Genomic DNA, 21146 nt, shown 5'->3' on the forward strand with positions numbered 1-21146 from the left:
AGATTACTTCACCCACCCTTTTTGTCGGAGGTAATCTGCGGCGACTTTTTTCGCATCCAGCCCTTCTACGGCGATTCTGGCATTCAACTGTTGCAGCGTTTTCTCATCAAGGCTGGCGAAAACGGGTTGCAGCCAGTCGGCTATCTGAGGATAGGCCTGTAACACCGATTCACGCACTACCGGCGCGGGCGCATAAATAGGCTGGACGCCTTTCGGGTCGCTCAGGGTTTGCAGACCCAGCGCGGCGACCGGGCCGTCGGTGCCATACGCCATCGCGGCGTTAACGCCGGATGTTTGTTGCGCGGCGGCTTTGATCGTGACCGCCGTATCGCCGCCCGCCAGCGACAAGAGCTGGTTCTGATTCAAGGTAAAATCATAGGCTTTTTCAAATGCCGGCAGCGCATCCGCCCGTTCGATAAATTCCGCAGACGCCGCCAGTTTAAAAGTGCCGCCCTCTTTCAGATAACGGCTGAGATCGGCAAGCGAGGAGAGTTTATTTTTTTCCGCGATGTCCTGGCGTACCGCGATGGTCCAGGTGTTATTTGCCGGCGCAGGCATCAACCAGACCAGCTTATTCTGCTCCGCATCCAGTTTTTTGACTTTCTCAAAGCCTTGCTTTGCATTCTTCCATGCCGGATCGTTTTCATCTTTAAAAAAGAACGCCCCGTTACCGGTGTATTCCGGATAGATATCCAGCTCTCCGGCGGTAATCGCGCCACGAACGACTGGCGTCGTCCCGAGCTGAATTTTATTGACCGTTTTAACGCCGTGGCTTTCCAGTACCTGCAAAATCATGTTGCCGAGCAGCGCGCCTTCGGTATCAATCTTTGACCCGACCGTCACGGGCGATGCCGCCTGTAGAGGTAAACTCACCGTCGCCAGCAACGCCAGCGAACTTACCCATAGCTTTGAGATCGTCATGATGCTTTCCTTATCCTTTTACGGCCTTTTTCAGAGACTTGAGAAAAAAGCATAGTTGAAAAGTCTGCGTTTAACCTGGGATTTTCCGGCAGTTTAAGTGACGTGGCAGGCAATAAAAGGGGGGACAGGAAAAGTCATTGCCAGACAGGGCGCTGCTATCGCGCCCTGTTGACGGCAGGCTTACAGTAGCTCGAACGATCCTTGTTTAACGCGAGCGGAATCCACGCCGATAAAGACGTTGAACTTGCCGGGTTCCGCGTCATATTTCATCTGCTGATTCCAGAACTTCAACGCCTCGATATCAATCGGGAAACTCACGGTTTTACGTTCGCCAGGCTTGAGGGTGATTTTTTCAAAGCCTTTTAATTGCTTCACCGGGCGGCTCATTGACGCCGTGACATCCTGTAAGTACATCTGGATGACCGTTGCCCCTTCGCGTTTACCGGTGTTCGTGACCTCTACGCTGGCCGTGACTTTGCCGTCGCGTTGCATTGTCGGTGAGGAGAGCGTGACGTCAGACACCGTAAATGTGGTGTAGCTCAGACCGTAACCAAACGGATAGAGCGGTCCATTCGCTTCGTCAAAATAACGTGAGGTGTATTTGTTTGGCTTTTCAGGATTATACGGGCGTCCCGTATTGAGATGGCTGTAATAGACCGGAATTTGTCCCACCGAACGCGGGAAGGAGATCGGCAGTTTGCCTGACGGGTTGTAATCGCCAAACAGCACATCGGCAATGGCGTTGCCGCCTTCCGTCCCGGCAAACCAGGTCTCCAGAATCGCATCGGCCTGTTGATCTTCTTTTACCAGCGCCAGCGGTCTGCCGTTCATTAATACCAGTACCAGCGGCTTACCGGTGGCTTTCAGAGCGGTGATTAAGTCGCGCTGACTCTGCGGAATGGTGATATTGGTACGGCTGGAGGCTTCATGCGCCATCCCCTGCGACTCGCCTACCACTGCGACCACTACATCGGCCTGTTTCGCCGCCTGCACCGCCTCATCAATCATCGCCTGCGGTGAACGCGGATCGATTTTCACCGCCTCTTCATACAGGTTTAAGAAATCGACGATATCTTTATCGTTAGTGATATTCGCCCCTTTGGCATAGAGGATCTTCGCCCCGTCGCCGACGGCATTTTGAATACCCGCCAGCACCGTCACCGACTGATTCGCGACCCCAGCAGCAGACCAGCTCCCCATTACATCACGTTGACTGTCGGCCAGCGGCCCAACAACGGCAATGGTGCCCGATTTTTTCAACGGCAGCGTTTCCAGCCGGTTTTTCAGCAGTACCACACTTTCCCGCGCCACTTCCCGCGCCTCTTTACGATGCAGGCGGCTTTCGGCATTGGTGTCCACCGGGTCGCTCTCTTTCGGCCCCAGATGGCTATAGGGGTCGTTAAACAATCCCATGTCATATTTTACGTTGAGCACATGGCGCGTCGCGTCGTCCAGTTCCGCCATCGTCACTTTGCCCGACTTAATCAGACCCGGCAGATATTTGCTGTAATACTCATCCGCCATGCTCATATCCACCCCTGCCTTTAGCGCCACGCGCACCGCATCTTCCGGGTCGGCCGCGGTACCGTGTTTAATCAGTTCTTTAATAGCGCCGTGGTCGGAAACGGTAATTCCCTTAAAGCCCCACTCATCGCGCAGGACATCTTTCAATAGCCAGGAATCTGACGTCGCAGGCGTGCCGTTCAGCGAGTTCAGCGCCACCATCACCGCGCCGCTCCCCGCATCCAGCCCCGCTTTGTACGGCGGCATATAGTCATTAAACAGACGCTGGGAACTCATATCCACGGTGTTGTATTCTTTACCGCCTTCAACGGCGCCATAGGCGGCAAAATGTTTCACGCTGGTCATCACCGAATAGCGATCCGCCGGACTTTTGCCCTGCATCGCTTTCACCATGGTTTCGCCCATGATGGAGGTTAAATATGTATCTTCGCCAAAGCCTTCGGAGGCGCGTCCCCAACGCGGATCGCGGGAGACATCCACCATCGGCGCCCAGGTCATATTCAGACCGTCGTCCGCCGCTTCATACGCCGATACGCGTCCTACGGTTCTTACCGCATCCAGATTAAAAGAAGAAGCCAGACCGAGGCTTATTGGGAAGACGGTTCGCTGGCCGTGTACCACGTCATAGGCAAAAAAGAGAGGAATTTTCAGGCGGCTCAATGCCATCACCTGATCCTGCATTTGACGGATATCCTGGCGGGTGACGGTATTGAAAATCGCCCCTACCTGCCCGTCTTTGATCATCTCGCGAATCGCTTCTTTCGGGTTATCAGGGCCGACGCTAATCAGACGTAACTGACCAATTTTTTCATCGACAGTCATTTTCTTGAGTAAATCCGTGACGAACGCGTCGCGCGCTTCGGGCGTCAGCGGGTGATTGCCAAACAGGTTTTCCGCCAATGCTGGCTGCATCGCCAGACTCACAGCAACACCTACTGAACATAACCATTTCATGTTGAGTCTCTCTTTATCTTTATCCCGACGAGGCGGTAAAAACAGAATAAAAACCGCAGTTTGCCATAAGCCTAAACGCGAGAGGAGAAGAAAGCGAAGGTTATTCTCCTAATTTTCCACACAGTCGAATACGCAACCGCCAGCAAATGGTATCAAGGCGGCAAATGAATACCACCAACACAGAGACAATTTGAATGAGAAAGCGTATTGTCATACCAAGCGCTATGCTTAACGCTGATATTTTGTCCCACCACAAGGAGTGGAGAATGTCTTCCATAACAATGACTGATAATAAAACGTTCCTGAATGAGCTGGCCCGCCTGGTAGGCCATTCTCACCTGCTGACAGACCCCGCCAAAACCGCCCGCTATCGCAAGGGTTTCCGTTCCGGTCAGGGCGACGCGCTGGCCGTTGTTTTCCCGGGTTCGTTACTGGAACTGTGGCGTGTGCTCAACGCCTGCGTTAACGCTGACAAAATTATTCTGATGCAGGCCGCCAACACCGGTCTGACGGAAGGCTCCACGCCGAACGGCAACGACTACGATCGCGATATTGTGATTATCAGCACCCAGCGGCTGGATAAGCTGCACTTACTGGATAACGGCCAACAGGTTCTGGCCTGGCCCGGTACGACGCTCTATGCGCTGGAAAAAGCGCTTAAACCGCTGGGCCGTGAACCGCACTCGGTGATTGGTTCGTCGTGCATCGGCGCGTCGGTCATCGGCGGTATCTGTAATAACTCCGGCGGCTCGCTGGTGCAGCGCGGCCCGGCCTATACCGAGATGTCGCTCTTTGCCCGTATTGACGAGCAAGGCAAACTGCAACTGGTCAATCATCTGGGTATCGATCTTGGGCATACCCCGGAGCAGATCCTGAGCAAGCTGGATGATGAACGGATTAAAGATGAGGATGTGCGTCACGATGGTCGTCATGCGCACGATCACGACTACGTGACGCGGGTACGAGATATCAACGCCGATACGCCCGCCCGCTATAACGCCGACCCGGACCGTTTGTTTGAATCTTCCGGCTGCGCCGGAAAACTGGCGGTTTTTGCCGTTCGCCTTGATACCTTTGCAGCGGAAAAAAATCAGCAGGTTTTTTATATCGGCACCAATCAGCCCGCGGTACTGACTGAAATCCGTCGGCATATTCTGGCGAACTTCGACAATCTGCCAGTGGCGGGAGAATATATGCATCGCGATATCTACGATATTGCGGAGCAGTACGGTAAAGATACCTTTCTGATGATCGATAAACTCGGCACCGACAAGATGCCATTCTTTTTCACGCTAAAAGGCCGAACCGATGCGATGCTGGAAAAAGTAAAATTTTTCCGTCCGCATTTCACCGACCGCGCGATGCAGAAATTCGGCCACCTGTTTCCCAGCCATCTGCCGCCGCGAATGAAAAACTGGCGCGATAAATATGAGCATCATCTGCTGTTAAAAATGGCGGGAGACGGCGTCGCAGAAGCGCAACGCTGGCTGAATGAATTTTTTAAATCCGCTGAGGGCGGTTTCTTCACCTGTACGCCGGAAGAAGGCAGCAAAGCCTTCCTGCACCGCTTCGCCGCTGCTGGCGCAGCGATTCGTTATCAGGCCGTACACGCTGATGAAGTGGAAGATATTCTGGCGCTGGATATCGCTCTGCGCCGCAACGATACCGACTGGTTCGAGCATCTGCCGCCGGAAATCGACAGCCAACTGGTACATAAACTCTATTACGGTCACTTTATGTGCCACGTTTTTCATCAGGACTATATCGTGAAGAAAGGCGTCGACGTCCATGCGCTGAAAGCGCAAATGCTGGAGCTGTTGCAGGCGCGCGGGGCACAATACCCGGCGGAGCACAACGTTGGACATCTGTATAAAGCGCCGGAAACGCTGACGCGTTTTTATCGGCAAAATGACCCGACCAACAGTATGAACCCCGGTATCGGCAAAACGAGTAAGCGGAAATTCTGGCAGGAAAATACGCCCGACGAAACGCATTAACACCGAGTGGTTTACCGTGAAGCCCGGCGGCGCGATGCCTGCCGGGCCTACGGCGACTTAATCGTTCTGTGCGGTTTGCGCTCCGGCGCTGGCGCTGGCTGCCGCCATTTGCGCGGCTTTTTGCTTTTTATAGCTCAGCGCGGCAGCCGGAACGGGCATGACTTTACCGGTTTCAATCCATGTACGCAGGCGACTGGCGTCCGCAAAGTGGGTATATTTGCCGAACGCGTCCATGACCACCAGCGCGACCGGTTTGTTATTGATCACGGTACGCATCACCAGGCAATGCCCCGCCGCATTGGTAAAGCCGGTTTTCGTTAACTGGATATTCCAGTTATCACGGTAGACCAAATGGTTGGTATTGCGAAACGGCAGCGTATACGCCGGATGCGAGAATGTCGCCATATCTTCGCGCGTGGTGCTTAGCTGGCCAATCAGCGGGTATTGCTTCGTGGCAATCAGCAATTTTGTTAAATCCCGCGCGGTCGAGACGTTATGAATCGACAGCCCCGTCGGCTCAACGAAGCGGGTATGCGTCATGCCCAGCGCTTTCGCCTTCGCATTCATCGCTTTAATAAACGCGTTATAACCGCCGGGATAATAGTGCGCCAGGCTTGCCGCCGCGCGGTTTTCGGATGACATCAACGCCAGCAGCAACATATTTTTGCGGCTAATTTCGCTGTTCAGGCGCACGCGGGAGTAAACCCCTTTCATTTCCGGCGTCTGGCTGATATCGACCTTCAGTATTTCATCCAGCGGCAATCGCGCGTCGAGCACGACCATCGCCGTCATTAATTTGGTTATCGAGGCAATCGGACGCACCAGATCCGGGTGGTTCGAATAGATCACTTTATTGGTGTTGAGATCAACAATCATTGCGCTACCGGAGGCAATCTCAGGTTGAGACGCCGCGGTTGTCGCTGCCGTTTTCGCCACGGCCTGCGGGGCAAAAGGTACGGCCAACATCAGAGCAAGGCTCAGGAATGAAGCTCGGAATTTCAGCATGATGAGATTTCTGATAATGATTCACGCGCGTCGTAACGCACACCGCCTGAGCTAAGATTATACTCAAGCTAGCAGTGGCATCATAGCGGCACGCCAGCGTTGCCGCTACAGAAGAATCGTCAGCAAATGCTGCATTGCTGGCTTTTGCGCCAGCCCTTTTCGCATCAGAACAGGCGGTAGCCGTATCCCCACAGGATCACGGTGATCGCCAGTAGCACCTCCAGGACCAGCACGCCGATAGCGAGCGTCGAACTGGAGAAGCTTAATCCTTCCTCTCTATTAATGTTAAGGAAAGTCGGAATACCCAAATACAGCAAATAGCCGGTGTAAAAGAGCGCGACAGCGCCGACCAAAGCGCATAGCCATACCAGGGGATAGAGCGCCACCAGACCACTTAAAAACAGCGGCGTCGCGACATAGCCGGCAAAAACCATACAGCGCGCAAGCGATGGCCGTTGCGGATAGTTTCGCGCCATCCACCAGATGACGCGTCCCATCACCGCGACGCCCGCCAGCATCACGCCGTAGAACAAGACCGCCAGCGCAAAAGCGGTAAACAGCGAGAGTTGTAACACGTTGCCGTCGCCAAAATTCCAGCCGATTTGCGTCGTGCCGATAAAGGCGCAGACGACGGGAATCGCCGCCATCAGCAAAACATGGTGCGTATAGTGATGCGAAACGGTTTCGTTTTCGCTTTTGATCACCTGCATTTCCCGATCGGGATGGGAAAAAAGCCCCCATACATGGTTCATACTGCCCCCTTCTGCTGCCTCAGATGCCAGTATGTTCAAGTATAATTCAGTTTCTGGTTATTTTATGAGCAATAGCAAAATAGTCTCCGGTAAAACGTCGGCTTTGCCGCGCACGCCTCTTGCCAGGGTGTATGCTTAATGCCGGAGGTGGTTTACGCATGGATATCAACACGCTTATTACGCATTATGGCTATGCGGCGCTGGTTATCGGCAGTATGGCCGAAGGTGAAACCGTTACCCTGTTGGGGGGCGTCGCGGCGCATCAGGGATTGCTCAAGTTTCCGCTGGTGGCGGCGGCTGTCGCGCTGGGAGGGATGATGGGCGATCAGCTACTTTACCTGTTAGGACGATGCTATGGCGGGAAGATCCTGCGTCGTTTCCCGCGTTATCATACGAAGATTCGTCGCGCGCAGAAAATGATCCAACGCCATCCGTATCTGTTTGTGATCGGCACGCGTTTTATGTATGGCTTCCGGGTGGTTGGTCCGCTGCTGATTGGCGCCAGCCGCCTGCCGCCTAAAATTTTTCTGCCGCTGAATATTGTAGGCGCGCTGATCTGGGCGCTGCTATTTACCACGCTGGGATATCTTGGCGGCGAGGTGATCGCGCCATGGCTGCACGACCTCGATCAGCATCTCAGGCACGGGGTCTGGCTGATTCTGGCCATCGTCCTGGTGGTGGGCGTGCGCTGGTGGCTGAAAAGACGCAGCAAAGCGGAGGCCCGTTAAACCCGATGGTATCCGGATGGCATAACGCCGCCATCCGGCACCCGGCGTTTATTTGGCGTTGAATTGCGGATTCGCCAGCATAAATCCGCCGTCGACAATCAGCGACTGACCGGTGGTATAGCTTGCTCCTTCCGAACACAGCCAGGCGACGAGGCTGGCTATTTCATGCGTAGAACCCGGTCGGGCAATAGGGATCGAGGGTTCCGATCCCGGCTCAATGTCGCTGTCATCCATATCATTCATCGGCGTGGCGATAGCGCCTGGCGCGACGGCGTTGACCAAAATATGATGTTCAATCAGTTCCAGCGCCATGGATTTAGTCAATCCGCCCAGCGCATGTTTCGCCGCGGTATAGGCGCTGGCTTGCGGAAGCGGCGTATGCTCATGGACGGAGGTGATGTTGATAATGCGCCCTCCCTCTCCTTGTTTAATCATATGCCGGGCGGCGATCTGCGCGCAGAGAAACGCGCCATCGACGTCCACGGTAAAAATTTGCCGCCACTGCGTAAACGGCATATCAATAAACGCGGATTTGGTCATCGCCCCGGCATTATTGACCAGCACGTCAACGCGCCCCAGGCGCTGAATAAGATGTTCAATGGCCTGCGCGCCCTCGGGTAACTGGCTCAGGTCAAGATGAATGGTCTCAGCCCGCACACCAAACTGCGCCGCTTTTTTCGCCGTCTCCTGCGCGCCGCGTTCATCAGAATGCCAGGTGATACCAATATCAAAACCGTTTTGTGCTAATAACAACGCACACGCTTTGCCAATTCCCGAATCTGATGCCGTTACAATTGCGACTTTGGTCATATTCCTCTCCGGATGAATCATACACAGCCTAAGTATAGGAACCCTGTCTGAATCATCCGGAAAAATCAGGAATGATAACCGCCGCCCAGCGCGCTGGTAAGCTGAATAGAGGCATCCAGCCACTGACCCTGCAACAGCAAGCCGTTACACTGCTCGCGCAGTGCCGGGATTTTGGCCTCGCTCACGCGGGAACCCGCAATAATGCCGGCATTAAAGCGCGCTTGCGCCAGACCGACCACACGCTGCGCGTCATGCTCAATCTGCTGCTGATGCTGATTTTTCTGCGCCAGCGTCTCTACCTGACTGGCGGCGCGCGCCACATCATTAACCGCATCTACCACCGCTTTGTTGTAGTTGGCGATAGAAAGATTGCTTTGCGCTTTGGCGATATCGAGGTTGGCATTCAGCCTGCCGCTGTCGAAAATCGGCAGCGTCAGCCCGCCGGTAATGCCATATTGCTGTGCGGAATGGCGGAACAGATCGCTCAGATGTAACGCATCCTGCTGTAAAAAAGCCATCAGATTGATATCGGGATAAAACGCGGCCTTCGCGGCGTCAATGCTGCTCAACGAGGATTCAATGTACCAGTGCGCGGCCTGTAGATCCGCCCGGCGCGCCAGCAACGAATACCCCAGTTGTGACGGTAACTGGCTTTCAACGGCGGGGAGACTCACCTGACGCAGCTTGAGCGCCGCCGATTGCGTATTGGTTAACGCGCTGAGCCGCGCTTCAATAACCTTCATTTTACCGTTAACGTCATTCAACTGCTGCTGGGTTTTGCTGGCGTCGATATCGGTCTCGACCCCTTCAACAGAAGAAGTAATGCCGTGTTGATACAGCTCCCGGTTTACCGTCACCACGTTTTGCTGCTCATGCTCGATTTGCATCAGCACATTTTTCAGCGCCGCCTGCGTCTGCCACTCCCAGTAGAGTCGCGCCACGCCGCTTGCCAGCAGTTGTCGGGTCTGCTCCTGCTCCGCTTCGCGCGCTTTGACCGCCCCGATCCGCGCGGTAACTTCAGCGCGGTTTTTCCCCCATAAATCCAGATCCCAGCCCGCCGTCAGGCCGAATGTACCGTTGGTATACCACGGCCCGGTCGTTCCCGCCGCGGGGTCGGTAATCGCGAATGGCCCCATCAGCCCTTCCGCGGACATTCGCTGGCGCTCAATGTCGGCAGAAAAGTCGAGCTGCGGGCCGTCCTGCGCCTCAACCGCTTTCGCCTGCGCTTCCGCCAGTTGAATACGCTGTTCAGCCACCTGCATATCCGGCGAATGCTGTATGGCATTATCAATCAGCGCGTCAAGCTGCGCATCGTGATACGCCTTCCACCACTGGCTATCCGGCCAACCGTTTTTCAATGCCGCCGGCAGGCTGGAATCAACATGAGAAGAGGGCGTCTGCTGGGTCAGCGACTGGCGGGTATCGTGCATAGGGGCGCAGCCCGCCAGCAAAATAAAAAGCGGTAAGCTCGCTGTCGCGGCAAGGAAAGAATTACGATTCATGGAGGTGTTCTGATAAAAAAAGGTGCGCAGAGAGTACGTCTTACGGCGATCTATTTTTTAGTTACGCGTGGCAATACATCATCAGACAACAAAAGACATATTTTGAAATTTATATGATTAGCAAATAATTTCATCTGATACATTTTTTGATGTAATACTTCAATGAAAAGTCCCACTAACCCGTTCATAAATGAACGATTTTGCTGCAATACGCGCCAGCAGCCTTCATGAGTTAAACGTCGCCGCGCCCAACAAGGCAGCAGATGGCTTAATACTTTCCTATACTTTGTTTGTATTTACCAATAAAGGGACAAACAATGAAAATTCTTCTATGGGCAATCTTAATTATTTTTCTGATTGGGCTGTTGGTGGTAACGGGCGTGTTTAAGATGATTTTCTGATTCCTGCGCCGGGCAGCAATAATGTCTGTCCGGCACACGTTCTGGACGCTGTAGAGATTAGATTTTAATAGCCTGAATCGCCCGCGCAATCTCGGATGAACGGTTTAACGCCCGAATCGACTGAAAGAGTTCCGTCGCCTCAATATATTCCTTACGTAAATATCCCAACCACTGTTTAATACGCGCGACATGGTATAAACCAGTATCGCCCTGCTTTTCCAGCCGGGTATATTTTTGTAATAACGTCACCACTTCCGGCCACGGCATACGCGGTTCGTTATACTTCACCACCCGGCTCAGGTTAGGAATATTTAACGCCCCACGGCCAATCATCACCGCATCGCAGCCGCTGGTCGCCATACATGCCTGCGCGCTCTGCCAGTCCCAGATTTCGCCATTAGCGATAACCGGAATAGTCAGACGCTGGCGTATTTCGCCGATCGCCTGCCAGTCGATATGCTCGGCGCGGTAGCCCTGCGCTTTGGTACGACCATGCACCACCAGTTCACTGGCGCCGGCCTGCTGCACCGCATCGGCGATTTCAAATTTTCTATCGCCGCTATCCCAGCCGAGACGCACTTTTACCGTCACCGGAAGATGCGACGGTACCGCGGCCCGCATCGCTTTCGCGCCCTGATAGATGAGTTCGGGATCTTTGAGCAATGTCGCGCCGCCGCCGCTGCCGTTCACCACTTTTGACGGACAGCCGCAGTTCAGGTCCACGCCATATGATCCCAACGCCGTCGCCCGCGCGGCGTTTTCCGCCAGCCACTGCGGATGCTGGCCCAGAAGCTGAATACGCACCGGCGTGCCGGACGGCGTGCGGCTGGCGTGAAGCAACTCCGGGCAGATGCGATGAAACACTTTTACCGGCAGCAGCTGATCCACCACGCGCACAAATTCGGTGATGCAGAGATCGTAATCATTCACTTCGGTCAGCAGCTCGCGCACTAACGCGTCGAGCACGCCTTCCATCGGCGCCAGTAAAACACGCATATCGGTATCCACAGCAAAAAAAGAGGCGCTATCATAACGCCTCTCTGCAATGAGCAAAACTTTTTGCCGGGTGGCGGCGCAAACGCCACGCTACGTCACGTAAGGCGCTCAACGCGGCTCAAGACAGTTATCTTCTTTCCAGCCGTACAGCCATTCGATACCGCGATAAAACGCCTCTTGCGATTTCCCTTTCCACAAAAGATTACGCACCTGACGCTCCACCCCGGCGGCGTGATAGAGACGCCCCATCTCGCGGGTAGACCAGACGATACGCGCCGTGCGGGGAATACGCACCGACTCATACAGCGCAAATGCCTGCTGCGCGTCGCCGTCGCAGCGTTCCAGCGCTTTGCCCAGCGTGACGGCGTCTTCCAGCGCCATACAGGCGCCCTGGGCCATATATTGCGCCACCGGATGCGCGGCGTCGCCCACCAGAGTGATACGCTCGGTTCCCCATTTCGCGACCGGCTCGCGATCGGCGGTCGACCAGCGGCGCCAGGAGGTCGGCTTATCCAGCATCTGGCGCGGGCGGGGATGAATGCCGGCAAAATAAGAGAGCACCTCTTCTTTACTGCCGTCTTTCACGCCCCACTCTTCTTGCTGGCGGCTGTGGAATGTCACCACCAGATTGTACTGTTGGCCTCCGCGCAGCGGATAATGGACCAGGTGGCAATGCGGGCCTGCCCACAGCACCGGTGCGTTAATACGTAAATCGTCCGGCATATCGTCGCAATCAATCACCGCCCGATAGACTACATGCCCCGTTACGCGCGGCGCGTCGCCGAGTAAACTTTGCCGCACGACCGATTTAACGCCGTCGCAGCCCACAAGAATATCCGCCGTCCAGCTATTTCCCTGCTCATCAAACACCGTAACGTCATCCGGCGTCTGGCGGATATCGACAATATGGGTCGAGGTACGATACTCCACGCCAGGGTGCGTCAGCACCGCTTCCCATACCGTTGCATGAATATCTACCCGGTGAATTACCGCATACGGCCCGCCAAAATGGTCGCAGAACGCCTGTCCGGTTTCAATGCATACCACTTCTTCGGCATTCACGGCATCCATCATGGTAATGTGATCGGTAAACACCGCACGCTGGCGGGCAACATCGCCCACACCGAGACTATCCAGCGCCGAAAAAGCGTTCGGCCCAAGCTGAATACCCGCGCCAATCTCGCCAATTTCGTGCGCTTTTTCCAACAGCATGACTTTTATTCCCTGGCGCGCCAGCGACAGCGCGGTCGCCGCGCCGCCGATTCCGCCACCTACAATAATTGCGCTTGTCACGTGAGTCATGGTCATTCTCCTTTTCAGGCCGGGATTTTATCTTGTTGATTTTCCGGCGCGGCGGCAATAAACGCCGGTAGCTGTACGCAGGCGTCATAAACGGCTTTACAGCGCGGATAGCCTGATAAATCGCAGCCCATCCTGAGCGCATTCGCCCACTGAGGAATCAGGCAGCAGTCCGCAAGGCCTGGCGCGTCGCCCACGCAGAATCGTCCGGACTGACTTTTACGCAATAGCTGCTCTACCGCGCTTAACCCTTGCTGTATCCAGTGGGCGTACCAGCGTTTTTTATCCTCTTCGCTAACCTTCAGCTCATCGGTCAGGTAGCGCAACACGCGCATGTTATTGATTGGGTGTATATCGCAGGCGATAGCGTAGACAATTTCCAGCGCCTGGCTGCGCGCCGGGTCGCTCGTAGGCAGCAGCGGCGTTTGCGGAAAATGTCGGTCCAGCCAGTCGACGATGGCCAGCGATTGCCCCAAGGATTCGCCGTCATCAGTGACCAGCGTCGGCACCAGGCCTACCGGATTCATCCGTCGGTAGGCCAGCGCATTCTGCTGGCCGATACGAATATTGACGCCCACTGTCTGGTAATCAATCCCCTTTAACGCCAGCGCAATACGTACACGATAAGACGCCGAACTATTAAAGAAACTGTACAGCTTCATCGTTCACCTCAGACAATTTTCACAGCAATCGGCGTCAGACCTTCTACGTTCCCGGTGATGACATCCCCTTTCACCACTGCGCCCACCCCCTCTGGCGTACCGGTGAAAATCAAATCGCCTGGCTGCAATTCAAAAAAGCCGGACAAATAGCTGATGGTTTCATTCACCGACCAAATCAGGTGACGAATATCGCTGCGTTGATGGTCTTCGCCGTTAACCTGTAGCCAAATAGGGGCGTTATCCACATTATGCGTTTCAGCGGCTTTGTGTAATGGCGCAATGGGCGCGGAGAGATCGAACGCTTTGCCGATTTCCCACGGGCGTCCCATCTGACGCATTTCCATCTGACGATCGCGACGCGTCATGTCCAGACCGGTGGCGTATCCCCAGACATATTCATGGGCTTTTTCGAGCGGAATATCGCTCCCCTTTTTACCAATCGCCACCACCAGCTCAATTTCATAATGGTAGTTATCGGTCTGCGCCGGATACGGCAGTTCCAGGGTATCCCCCTCCGCTACCGGGACGACAGCGTCCGCTGGTTTACAAAAGAAGAACGGCGGTTCGCGATCGGGATCAAAGCCCATTTCACGGGCATGGGCGGCATAGTTGCGACCCACGCAGTAAACGCGACGTACCGGAAACTGCTCATCACTGCCCGCCACGGGTACTGTCACTGGGGCCTGCGGCTGGAATACATATTTGGTCATGTTCTCTCTCCCTAATTAATAACGTGCTTCGCGGAACAGCCCCAGGGCTTCCTGAACCGGCTTGTCCGAAAAGCTGAATAACACCGTGTCTTCGCTGCTGCGAAACGACACCTCATGCCAGGTCGGCGCCACAAAAATGTCTTTTGCGGAAAAATGAAAAGTTTCGTTGCCGATAGTGACCTGCCCTGCCCCTTCAACGACGTGGTAGATAGTGCTGTCGGTGCTCCGCGCCACACGCGAGGCAAAGCCTTTTGGCAGCAGTTGCAGGAACGCGCCCATCGACGGCATCGGATAACCGCCGGTGACGGGATTAACGTAACGCAGCTTGTAACCTTCCCACTCATCCGGATCGCCCATACGGGTCAGATCGTGCAACGCCTCGCGGCTGCGGTCGTAACGGTAGTTGAAAATCGGCGACGAGTTCCCGCGCTGGTGGCGCAGCGGCAGCATATTCGCTGCATAGCGCGGCAGATAATCGCCCTCTTTTCGCGTCACCGGCTGCTGATCTTCGGGATAATCTTCCGCAAAACCACAGCCCAGGAGATTGACTAACGGCAGATCCAGACCATCCAGCCATACCACCGGCTCTGATCCCGGATTACCATGATCGTGCCAGCGCCACTGCGGCGTCAGGATAAAATCGCCGGTATGCATTGGCGTGCGCTCGCCGTCCACCGCGGTAAATGCGCCTTTACCTTCGACGATAAAACGCAGCGCCGACTGGTTATGGCGATGACTCGGCGCGACTTCGCCGGGCAGGATCAGCTGTAAACCAGCGTATAAGGTCGCCGTGATCGACGACTGACCGCGCAATGCCGGATTTTCCAGCACCAGCACCCGGCGGATCGCCTCTTTCGCGCCAATGACATTGCCGCTTTCCATCAGTAGCGGACGAATTTCCTGATAATTCCAGTAGGCCGGCGCGCAGTTGGCGTTTGGCGTCTGCGGTACCAGGTGATGTAACGATTCCCACAGCGGCGTCAGATTCTGCCCGGAAATATGCTGGTAATACTGTTGACGGCTATCTTTTACGTTCTGATTTATTTCAGACATGGAGATTCTCCTTATTCGTTTACGACGCTGGCACGCGGCAGGTCGTCAGGTACAGAAATCGAAAGGCGGACAACCACCGTCAGCAGGGTAAGCATTACCGCGCTGATAGCCGCCGGAATAGCAATGACAAAAAACAACGTATCGAAAGAGAAATTGAGGGCCATCATCATGCCGCCGGAGAGCGAACCGACAATCGCCCCGCAGCGTCCAATGGCGTTCGACCAGCTCACGCCCGTCGCCCGGCTTTGGGTGGGGTACAGCGTCGCCGTCAGAGCATTAAGCCCTACCTGGGAACCGCTAATACCGATGCCGGTACCAAAAATCGCCAGCGCCATCAGCCAAAGGCCGTTTTCGCTCAGGCCTATCATGACAATGCAAACCGCGCCCAGCGCATAGCTCACCGCCAGTACCCGGAACGGGTTAAGCCGATCCATCAACACGCCGAGTAACAGCGCGCCAAGCGTGCCGCCAACCTGGAATGCGGCAGTCACCCACGACGCCTGTTGCAGATTAATACCGCGATGGTTAAGTAACGTCGGCATCCAGCTGGAAAGCAGATAGATAATGAGCAGGCTCATAAAGAACACCACCCATAACATCAGGGTAATGACAAGCTGTCGCCCGGCAAAAAGCTGGCGAATACTGCCTTTGGCGACGGCTGCCGTCTCATGCAGAAAGAATTGCGTACCGTGATAGCGCTCGCCGGTAATGGCGCTGACCGTCCGGGCGACAACGGCTTGCGGTAGTTGGCGACGTACCTGCCAGCGGGGAGATTCCGGCAGCGCGAACAGCAGGCCGAAAAACAGCAGCAAAGGCAAGATGCCGCCTAACGCCAGAATTCCGTGCCAGCCAATCAGCGGCACCAGTTGCGCGCTCACAATCCCGCCCATCGCCGACCCCAGGGTAAAACCGCAGAACATCAGCGTGACCAGCGCTCCGCGTCGACGAGCGGGAAGGTATTCCGACGTCATGGTGATGGTATTAGGCATCGCTCCGCCCAGTCCCAGACCGGTTAAGAAACGCAGCAACACCAGGGTTTCTATATCCGGCGAGAAAGCGGAAAGCAGGCTCAATGCGCCGAATAGCGCCACGCAAAGCTCAATGACCCGCTTGCGGCCAAAGCGATCCGCCAGCGGCCCGCATAGCAGCGCGCCGGCCGTAAGCCCCAGCAGCCCTGCGCCAAACAGCGGCGCAAGTTCGCTGGCGCTTAGCTGCCAGTGAGTACGAATATCCGGGGCGATGAAGCCAATCGCGGCGGTGTCAAAACCGTCGAGCATAACCACCAGAAAACAGCAGATGATAACGCGCCACTGCATTTTGCCGACGGGCGCGGCATCAATAAGGGCTTGTAGATCACGTTGTTGAGTCATAGCTAATGCCTCAGTGCAGGGAGATAGATGTTGTTTTTATGTTTGCTATGTTACGAGTTTGTAGAGGGAGCGATAAAATGTACAATGGCTTTTCAGGCAGAGACATAACCTGGAGGTTATAGCGAATGGCGAACTGGGCGCAGAAATTGAAATTACATCACCTGCAAACGCTGGTTGCGCTGGGCGAACAGGGCAACCTGACGCATGTCGCCCGGATGATGAATATCTCCCAGCCGGCGCTATCGAAGTGGTTATCTCAACTCGAAGATGAGATAGGCATCACGCTTTTTGAGCGCCACAGTAAAGGGCTACGGCCCTCGGAAGGCGGTAAATTACTGCTCCAGCACGCCCAGCGCCTAATTAACGATCTGGAGCGTTCACAGTATGAAATCGCCCGTTTCAAGCAGGGCGGCCTGGTTGGCAGCCTGAAGATCGGCTGTTCGCCCGTGGCGACTGACTGCGTATCACAGGCGATTCTGAGCCTGCTTAACGAAATGCCGACGCTGCATCTGAATATTGAAGAGAAGGTAATGACGCCGCTGCTGCACGATTTGCTTGCCGGTCAGGTGGATGTGGTGGTAGGGCGTGTCGGCGGCCGCGCCCTGCAACTGCCGCTTAATTATCAGGTACTTTATACCGAGCCGGTCTGCTTTGTGGCGCGTCCGCACCATCCGCTGGCCGCGCGAGCGCAGATCGCCTGGAGCGATCTGGCGCACTGGCGGTGGATAGTCTGGCCAACCGGCACCCCTATTCGCATCAGTATTGATAACGCCCTCGTCGATAACGGCGTCATGCTCCCGGAAAACACCATTGAATCGGCGTCAATGAACGTCAGCACCAATTTGCTGCAAAGCAGCGATATGATCTCTATTCTTTCTTTACGGCTGGCGCAACGCTATGCCAGCCAGGGACAACTGGCGATTTTAAACTTGCCAAAAATTGAGCAAAAAGGCAGCGTAGGGATGTTCTGGCGTAAGAATGAGACGCCGTCTTTGGCCCTGAGTCGCTTTTTGTATTTTTTAGCCCAGGTTTAACGCCGCCGACCAGGGGCATTGCCCGATGTTCCTGCTGTCTATACCCACTATGCTAAGAATTCATGATGTGATCGGTAGCACGTTTTAACGTTTAATTGTATGATGAATCCATCTCATCAAGGGCTTTAAACATGAGTAAGTCACTGAATATTATCTGGCAATATATACGCGCTTTTGTATTGATTTATGCCTGTTTGTACGCAGGCATTTTTCTTGCATCACTGCTTCCTATCACTATTCCCGGCAGCATTATCGGGATGTTAATTCTGTTTGTGTTGCTGGCGCTGCAAATTCTGCCGGCAAAGTGGGTTAACCCCGGCTGCTATGTGCTGATTCGTTATATGGCGTTGCTGTTTGTGCCGATTGGCGTCGGGGTCATGCAATATTTTGATTTACTGCGCGCGCAATTCGGCCCGGTGGTGGTCTCTTGCGCTATCAGTACGCTGGTCGTTTTTGTGGTCGTAAGCTGGAGTTCACATCTGATACACGGTGAGCGTAAAGTGGTTGGGCAGAAGGGAACGAAAAAATGATGACATATATCTGGTGGTCGTTACCGCTGACGCTGGCGGTATTTTTCGCCGCCCGCAGACTGGCGGCGCATTTTAAAATGCCGTTGCTGAATCCGCTGCTGGTGGCAATGGTAGTCATTATTCCTTTTCTGTTGCTGACCGGTATTCCCTACGAGCACTACTTCAAAGGCAGCGAAGTACTTAACGATCTGCTGCAACCGGCGGTGGTGGCGCTGGCCTATCCCCTTTATGAACAGTTGCACCAGATTCGCGCGCGTTGGAAATCCATTATTAGCATCTGTTTTGTCGGCAGTCTGGTAGCGATGATTACCGGAACATCCGTTGCCTTGCTGATGGGCGCAACGCCTGAAATCGCGGCATCGGTACTGCCTAAATCCGTGACTACGCCTATCGCGATGGCGGTGGGCGGCAGCATCGGCGGCATCCCCGCGATCAGCGCGGTATGCGTAATTTTTGTCGGTATTCTGGGCGCGGTGTTTGGCCACACGCTGTTAAACGCGATGCACATCCGTACTAAGGCCGCACGCGGGCTGGCAATGGGGACCGCCTCACATGCGCTCGGTACTGCGCGCTGCGCCGAGCTGGATTACCAGGAAGGCGCGTTTAGCTCCCTGGCGCTGGTGATCTGCGGCATTATTACCTCGCTGGTAGCGCCCTTTTTGTTTCCGCTCATTCTGGCGGTAATGCGCTAACGACGGGACAAAAGACCGGGTTAAAATTTGCGATACGTCGCGCATTTTTCATTTAAGTTTCACAAGTTGCATAAGCAATGAGATTTAGATCACATATTAAGACATAGCAGGCCCGTAAACTACGGTTCCATTACATTGTTATGAGGCAACGCCATGCATCCACGTTTTCAAACTGCTTTTGCCCAGCTTGCGGATAATTTGCAATCAGCGCTGGCCCCTATCCTGGCGGACCACCATTTTCCCGCCATGCTGACCGCAGAGCAGGTCTCGACGCTTAAAAATACGGCGGGACTGGACGAAGACGCGCTGGCTTTCGCACTGTTACCTCTGGCGGCGGCCTGCGCCCGTACCGATTTGTCCCATTTTAACGTCGGCGCGATTGCGCGCGGCGTTAGCGGCAACTGGTATTTCGGCGCAAATATGGAGTTCCTGGGCGCCACCATGCAACAAACTGTGCATGCTGAACAAAGCGCGATTAGCCACGCCTGGCTACGCGGCGAAAAAGGGCTCGCCGCCGTCACCGTTAACTACACCCCTTGCGGCCACTGTCGCCAGTTTATGAACGAGCTGAACAGCGGTCTGGATCTGCGCATTCATCTGCCGGGCCGCGCGCCGCATACGTTACGCGATTATCTGCCTGACGCTTTCGGGCCAAAAGATCTGGAGATCAAAACGCTGCTGATGGACGAGCAGGATCATGGCTTTACGTTAACGGGCGATACGCTAACGCAAGCGGCGATTACGGCAGCCAATAAGAGCCATATGCCTTATAGCCACTCACCGAGCGGCGTGGCGCTGGAATGTAAAGATGGCCGTATTTTCACCGGCAGCTATGCGGAAAACGCCGCCTTTAACCCTACGCTTCCCCCGCTGCAAGGCGCGCTAAACCTGCTGAGTCTCAATGGCTATGACTATGCGGATATTCAGCGTGCGATTCTGGCGGAAAAAGGCGATGCGGCATTAATTCAATGGGATGCCACCGCCGCAACGCTGAAAGCGTTAGGTTGCCATAATATTGACCGCGTGCTTCTCGGCTAAGCAAATGTGCCGGATAGCGACGCACTGGCGTCTTATCCGGCCTGACTCTCCTCTCCCGCGACCCGATACAAGGGAAATCATGCTGAAAATCTCCGCAATCAGACGGCGGTTTCTTGCGCTACGTCTTCGGGTACAGTAGCCTGATCGTACTTTCATCCTGGTATCGAGTTTCCTGCATGTTAAAGCGCGTGTTTTACAGCCTGTTGGTCCTGGTAGGCTTGCTGCTGTTGACGGTGCTTGGCCTCGATCGGTGGATGAGCTGGAAAACAGCGCCCTATATCTATGACGAGCTACAGGATCTCCCCTACCGCCAGGTTGGCGTCGTGTTAGGGACAGCCAAATACTATCGCAAGGGTGTCATTAATCAGTACTATCGTTATCGTATCCAGGGCGCGTTAAACGCTTACAATAGCGGTAAAGTCAATTACCTGCTGCTCAGCGGCGACAATGCCCTGCAAAGCTATAACGAACCGATGACCATGCGCAAAGACCTTATCGCGGCGGGCGTCGATCCTGCGGACATTGTGCTTGATTACGCTGGCTTCCGTACGCTTGACTCCATTGTGCGTACCCGCAAAGTGTTTGATACCAACGACTTTATTATCATCACTCAGCGCTTCCACTGCGAACGCGCCTTGTTTATTGCGTTGCATATGGGCATTCAGGCGCAGTGTTACGCGGTACCTTCGCCCAAAAATATGCTGACAGTGCGCCTGCGCGAATTTGGCGCCCGCTTTAGCGCGCTGGCGGATCTCTATATTTTTAAACGCGAACCGCGTTTTTTAGGCCCGCTGGTACCTATTCCCACGCAGCATCAGGTGCCGAATGACGCCCAGGGGTATCCGGCCGTTACGCCGGAACAATTGCTTGAACTGGAAAAGAAAAAAGGGAAATGATCATGGATGTACAGACGATATTTGTCATATTAGCCTTTCTGCTACTCCCGCTTTTTTGCTTCCGTGAGGCCTGGAAAGGCTGGCGAACCGGCGCGGTAGATAAAGTTGTCAAAAATGCGCGAAAACCGGTTTATGTCTATCGCCATGCCGATCCCGTACAATATTGGTCTTATCTTTTTCTTTATACCGGTTGCGGTTTTTTATTTACGGGAATGATTATTTATCTTCTTTTTTATCGTTAATCTATTTATTATCCCTTTAAAATTGAGAAT

General features: G+C 54.5%; 21 protein-coding genes. 9 read left to right on the forward strand and 12 right to left on the reverse strand.

The genetic code is table 11. The features are described 5' to 3' along the window. Window positions 1-3 precede the first annotated feature (3 nt). Together osmF and bglX are read right to left on the reverse strand one after the other, a co-directional pair. Window positions 4-921, reverse strand: coding sequence for a glycine betaine ABC transporter substrate-binding protein OsmF (gene osmF, locus NA330_RS15195; protein WP_000155868.1), 918 nt, complete (start codon window positions 919-921; stop codon window positions 4-6). Window positions 922-1101: 180 nt separating this feature from the next. After that, window positions 1102-3399, reverse strand: coding sequence for a beta-glucosidase BglX (gene bglX, locus NA330_RS15200; protein WP_000871554.1), 2298 nt, complete (start codon window positions 3397-3399; stop codon window positions 1102-1104). Window positions 3400-3665: 266 nt separating this feature from the next. Here bglX and dld point away from each other — a divergent pair, with 266 nt between their 5' ends. Continuing rightward, window positions 3666-5396: a D-lactate dehydrogenase gene (gene dld / locus NA330_RS15205; protein WP_000095234.1), complete on the forward strand. Its 1731-nt coding sequence runs from the start codon at window positions 3666-3668 to the stop codon at window positions 5394-5396. Between the two features lie 57 nt (window positions 5397-5453). Here the strand turns inward: dld and pbpG are convergent, their stop codons facing one another. Both pbpG and NA330_RS15215 read right to left on the reverse strand, forming a co-directional pair. After that, window positions 5454-6401, reverse strand: coding sequence for a D-alanyl-D-alanine endopeptidase (gene pbpG, locus NA330_RS15210; RefSeq protein ID WP_000911555.1), 948 nt, complete (start codon window positions 6399-6401; stop codon window positions 5454-5456). A 164-nt stretch (window positions 6402-6565) separates the two neighbouring features. Continuing rightward, window positions 6566-7153, reverse strand: coding sequence for a Yip1 family protein (locus tag NA330_RS15215; RefSeq protein WP_001017057.1), 588 nt, complete (start codon window positions 7151-7153; stop codon window positions 6566-6568). 158 nt (window positions 7154-7311) lie between these two features. Here NA330_RS15215 and NA330_RS15220 point away from each other — a divergent pair, with 158 nt between their 5' ends. After that, the gene (locus NA330_RS15220) at window positions 7312-7881 is read left to right on the forward strand and encodes a DedA family protein (RefSeq protein WP_023242136.1); all 570 of its coding nucleotides are present in this window, start codon (window positions 7312-7314) and stop codon (window positions 7879-7881) included. 48 nt (window positions 7882-7929) lie between these two features. Here NA330_RS15220 and NA330_RS15225 read toward each other — a convergent pair whose 3' ends face one another. After that, window positions 7930-8691 carry an SDR family oxidoreductase gene (locus NA330_RS15225; RefSeq protein ID WP_000169608.1) on the reverse strand — a complete coding sequence of 254 codons (762 nt, stop codon included), beginning with the start codon at window positions 8689-8691 and terminating at the stop codon, window positions 7930-7932. Window positions 8692-8756: 65 nt separating this feature from the next. Next, window positions 8757-10193: a multidrug resistance outer membrane protein MdtQ gene (gene mdtQ / locus NA330_RS15230; RefSeq protein ID WP_001081457.1), complete on the reverse strand. Its 1437-nt coding sequence runs from the start codon at window positions 10191-10193 to the stop codon at window positions 8757-8759. 317 nt (window positions 10194-10510) lie between these two features. Here mdtQ and yohP point away from each other — a divergent pair, with 317 nt between their 5' ends. Next, window positions 10511-10594 carry a small membrane protein YohP gene (gene yohP / locus NA330_RS15235; RefSeq protein WP_000698460.1) on the forward strand — a complete coding sequence of 28 codons (84 nt, stop codon included), beginning with the start codon at window positions 10511-10513 and terminating at the stop codon, window positions 10592-10594. A 57-nt stretch (window positions 10595-10651) separates the two neighbouring features. Here yohP and dusC read toward each other — a convergent pair whose 3' ends face one another. The 6 genes from dusC to mhbT all read right to left on the reverse strand — a co-directional run bounded on the left by dusC (window position 10652) and on the right by mhbT (window position 16684). After that, entirely contained in the window at window positions 10652-11590 is a 939-nt protein-coding gene (gene dusC / locus NA330_RS15240) for a tRNA dihydrouridine(16) synthase DusC (RefSeq protein ID WP_001264846.1), read from the reverse strand. A gap of 108 nt (window positions 11591-11698) precedes the next feature. Further along, on the reverse strand, window positions 11699-12892 hold the full coding sequence (locus NA330_RS15245) for a 3-hydroxybenzoate 6-monooxygenase (RefSeq protein ID WP_023242597.1): 1194 nt from the start codon (window positions 12890-12892) through the stop codon (window positions 11699-11701). A gap of 14 nt (window positions 12893-12906) precedes the next feature. Next, a complete protein-coding gene (gene maiA / locus NA330_RS15250) occupies window positions 12907-13551 on the reverse strand; it encodes a maleylacetoacetate isomerase (RefSeq protein WP_000781183.1) in 645 nt (214 codons plus the stop codon). Between the two features lie 8 nt (window positions 13552-13559). After that, on the reverse strand, window positions 13560-14261 hold the full coding sequence (locus NA330_RS15255; RefSeq protein WP_000170626.1) for a fumarylacetoacetate hydrolase family protein: 702 nt from the start codon (window positions 14259-14261) through the stop codon (window positions 13560-13562). Between the two features lie 15 nt (window positions 14262-14276). Further along, window positions 14277-15314 (reverse strand): gentisate 1,2-dioxygenase, encoded by a 1038-nt coding sequence (gtdA, locus tag NA330_RS15260; RefSeq protein ID WP_001289857.1) that lies wholly within the window; start codon window positions 15312-15314, stop codon window positions 14277-14279. A gap of 11 nt (window positions 15315-15325) precedes the next feature. After that, on the reverse strand, window positions 15326-16684 hold the full coding sequence (gene mhbT, locus NA330_RS15265; RefSeq protein ID WP_023242596.1) for a 3-hydroxybenzoate transporter MhbT: 1359 nt from the start codon (window positions 16682-16684) through the stop codon (window positions 15326-15328). 125 nt (window positions 16685-16809) lie between these two features. Between mhbT and NA330_RS15270 the strand changes: the two genes are divergently transcribed. From NA330_RS15270 to NA330_RS15295, 6 genes are all read left to right on the forward strand, one after another. Continuing rightward, a complete protein-coding gene (locus NA330_RS15270) occupies window positions 16810-17718 on the forward strand; it encodes a LysR substrate-binding domain-containing protein (protein ID WP_000024658.1) in 909 nt (302 codons plus the stop codon). Window positions 17719-17849: 131 nt separating this feature from the next. Further along, window positions 17850-18248, forward strand: coding sequence for a CidA/LrgA family protein (locus tag NA330_RS15275; RefSeq protein ID WP_000045719.1), 399 nt, complete (start codon window positions 17850-17852; stop codon window positions 18246-18248). Continuing rightward, window positions 18245-18940, forward strand: a complete 696-nt coding sequence (locus NA330_RS15280) for a CidB/LrgB family autolysis modulator (protein ID WP_000989296.1) — start codon at window positions 18245-18247, stop codon at window positions 18938-18940. Before NA330_RS15275 ends, NA330_RS15280 begins: the two co-directional genes overlap by 4 nt. 153 nt (window positions 18941-19093) lie before the next feature. Continuing rightward, window positions 19094-19978 carry a cytidine deaminase gene (gene cdd, locus NA330_RS15285; RefSeq protein ID WP_000553526.1) on the forward strand — a complete coding sequence of 295 codons (885 nt, stop codon included), beginning with the start codon at window positions 19094-19096 and terminating at the stop codon, window positions 19976-19978. Between the two features lie 176 nt (window positions 19979-20154). After that, window positions 20155-20874 (forward strand): outer membrane permeability protein SanA, encoded by a 720-nt coding sequence (gene sanA, locus NA330_RS15290; RefSeq protein WP_000920081.1) that lies wholly within the window; start codon window positions 20155-20157, stop codon window positions 20872-20874. Continuing rightward, window positions 20871-21116 carry a DUF2542 family protein gene (locus NA330_RS15295; protein ID WP_000605187.1) on the forward strand — a complete coding sequence of 82 codons (246 nt, stop codon included), beginning with the start codon at window positions 20871-20873 and terminating at the stop codon, window positions 21114-21116. The genes sanA and NA330_RS15295 overlap by 4 nt, the downstream gene beginning before the upstream one ends. The last annotated feature ends 30 nt before the right edge of the window (window positions 21117-21146 follow it).

This window comes from Salmonella sp. NW722, from assembly GCF_051702785.1.
Classification (GTDB): Bacteria; Pseudomonadota; Gammaproteobacteria; order Enterobacterales; family Enterobacteriaceae; genus Salmonella; species Salmonella enterica.

Coding starts and splice junctions, on each gene's coding strand:
- maiA (WP_000781183.1), bottom strand. CDS start 13,551: ATGAAGCTGTACAGTTTCTTTAATAGTTCGGCGTCTTATCGTGTACGT.
- mdtQ (WP_001081457.1), bottom strand. CDS start 10,193: ATGAATCGTAATTCTTTCCTTGCCGCGACAGCGAGCTTACCGCTTTTT.
- NA330_RS15225 (WP_000169608.1), bottom strand. CDS start 8,691: ATGACCAAAGTCGCAATTGTAACGGCATCAGATTCGGGAATTGGCAAA.
- cdd (WP_000553526.1), top strand. CDS start 19,094: ATGCATCCACGTTTTCAAACTGCTTTTGCCCAGCTTGCGGATAATTTG.
- dusC (WP_001264846.1), bottom strand. CDS start 11,590: ATGCGTGTTTTACTGGCGCCGATGGAAGGCGTGCTCGACGCGTTAGTG.
- NA330_RS15280 (WP_000989296.1), top strand. CDS start 18,245: ATGATGACATATATCTGGTGGTCGTTACCGCTGACGCTGGCGGTATTT.
- NA330_RS15295 (WP_000605187.1), top strand. CDS start 20,871: ATGATCATGGATGTACAGACGATATTTGTCATATTAGCCTTTCTGCTA.
- osmF (WP_000155868.1), bottom strand. CDS start 921: ATGACGATCTCAAAGCTATGGGTAAGTTCGCTGGCGTTGCTGGCGACG.
- NA330_RS15270 (WP_000024658.1), top strand. CDS start 16,810: ATGGCGAACTGGGCGCAGAAATTGAAATTACATCACCTGCAAACGCTG.
- NA330_RS15255 (WP_000170626.1), bottom strand. CDS start 14,261: ATGACCAAATATGTATTCCAGCCGCAGGCCCCAGTGACAGTACCCGTG.
- gtdA (WP_001289857.1), bottom strand. CDS start 15,314: ATGTCTGAAATAAATCAGAACGTAAAAGATAGCCGTCAACAGTATTAC.
- sanA (WP_000920081.1), top strand. CDS start 20,155: ATGTTAAAGCGCGTGTTTTACAGCCTGTTGGTCCTGGTAGGCTTGCTG.
- NA330_RS15215 (WP_001017057.1), bottom strand. CDS start 7,153: ATGAACCATGTATGGGGGCTTTTTTCCCATCCCGATCGGGAAATGCAG.
- NA330_RS15220 (WP_023242136.1), top strand. CDS start 7,312: ATGGATATCAACACGCTTATTACGCATTATGGCTATGCGGCGCTGGTT.
- NA330_RS15245 (WP_023242597.1), bottom strand. CDS start 12,892: ATGACTCACGTGACAAGCGCAATTATTGTAGGTGGCGGAATCGGCGGC.
- NA330_RS15275 (WP_000045719.1), top strand. CDS start 17,850: ATGAGTAAGTCACTGAATATTATCTGGCAATATATACGCGCTTTTGTA.
- bglX (WP_000871554.1), bottom strand. CDS start 3,399: ATGAAATGGTTATGTTCAGTAGGTGTTGCTGTGAGTCTGGCGATGCAG.
- pbpG (WP_000911555.1), bottom strand. CDS start 6,401: ATGCTGAAATTCCGAGCTTCATTCCTGAGCCTTGCTCTGATGTTGGCC.
- yohP (WP_000698460.1), top strand. CDS start 10,511: ATGAAAATTCTTCTATGGGCAATCTTAATTATTTTTCTGATTGGGCTG.
- dld (WP_000095234.1), top strand. CDS start 3,666: ATGTCTTCCATAACAATGACTGATAATAAAACGTTCCTGAATGAGCTG.
- mhbT (WP_023242596.1), bottom strand. CDS start 16,684: ATGACTCAACAACGTGATCTACAAGCCCTTATTGATGCCGCGCCCGTC.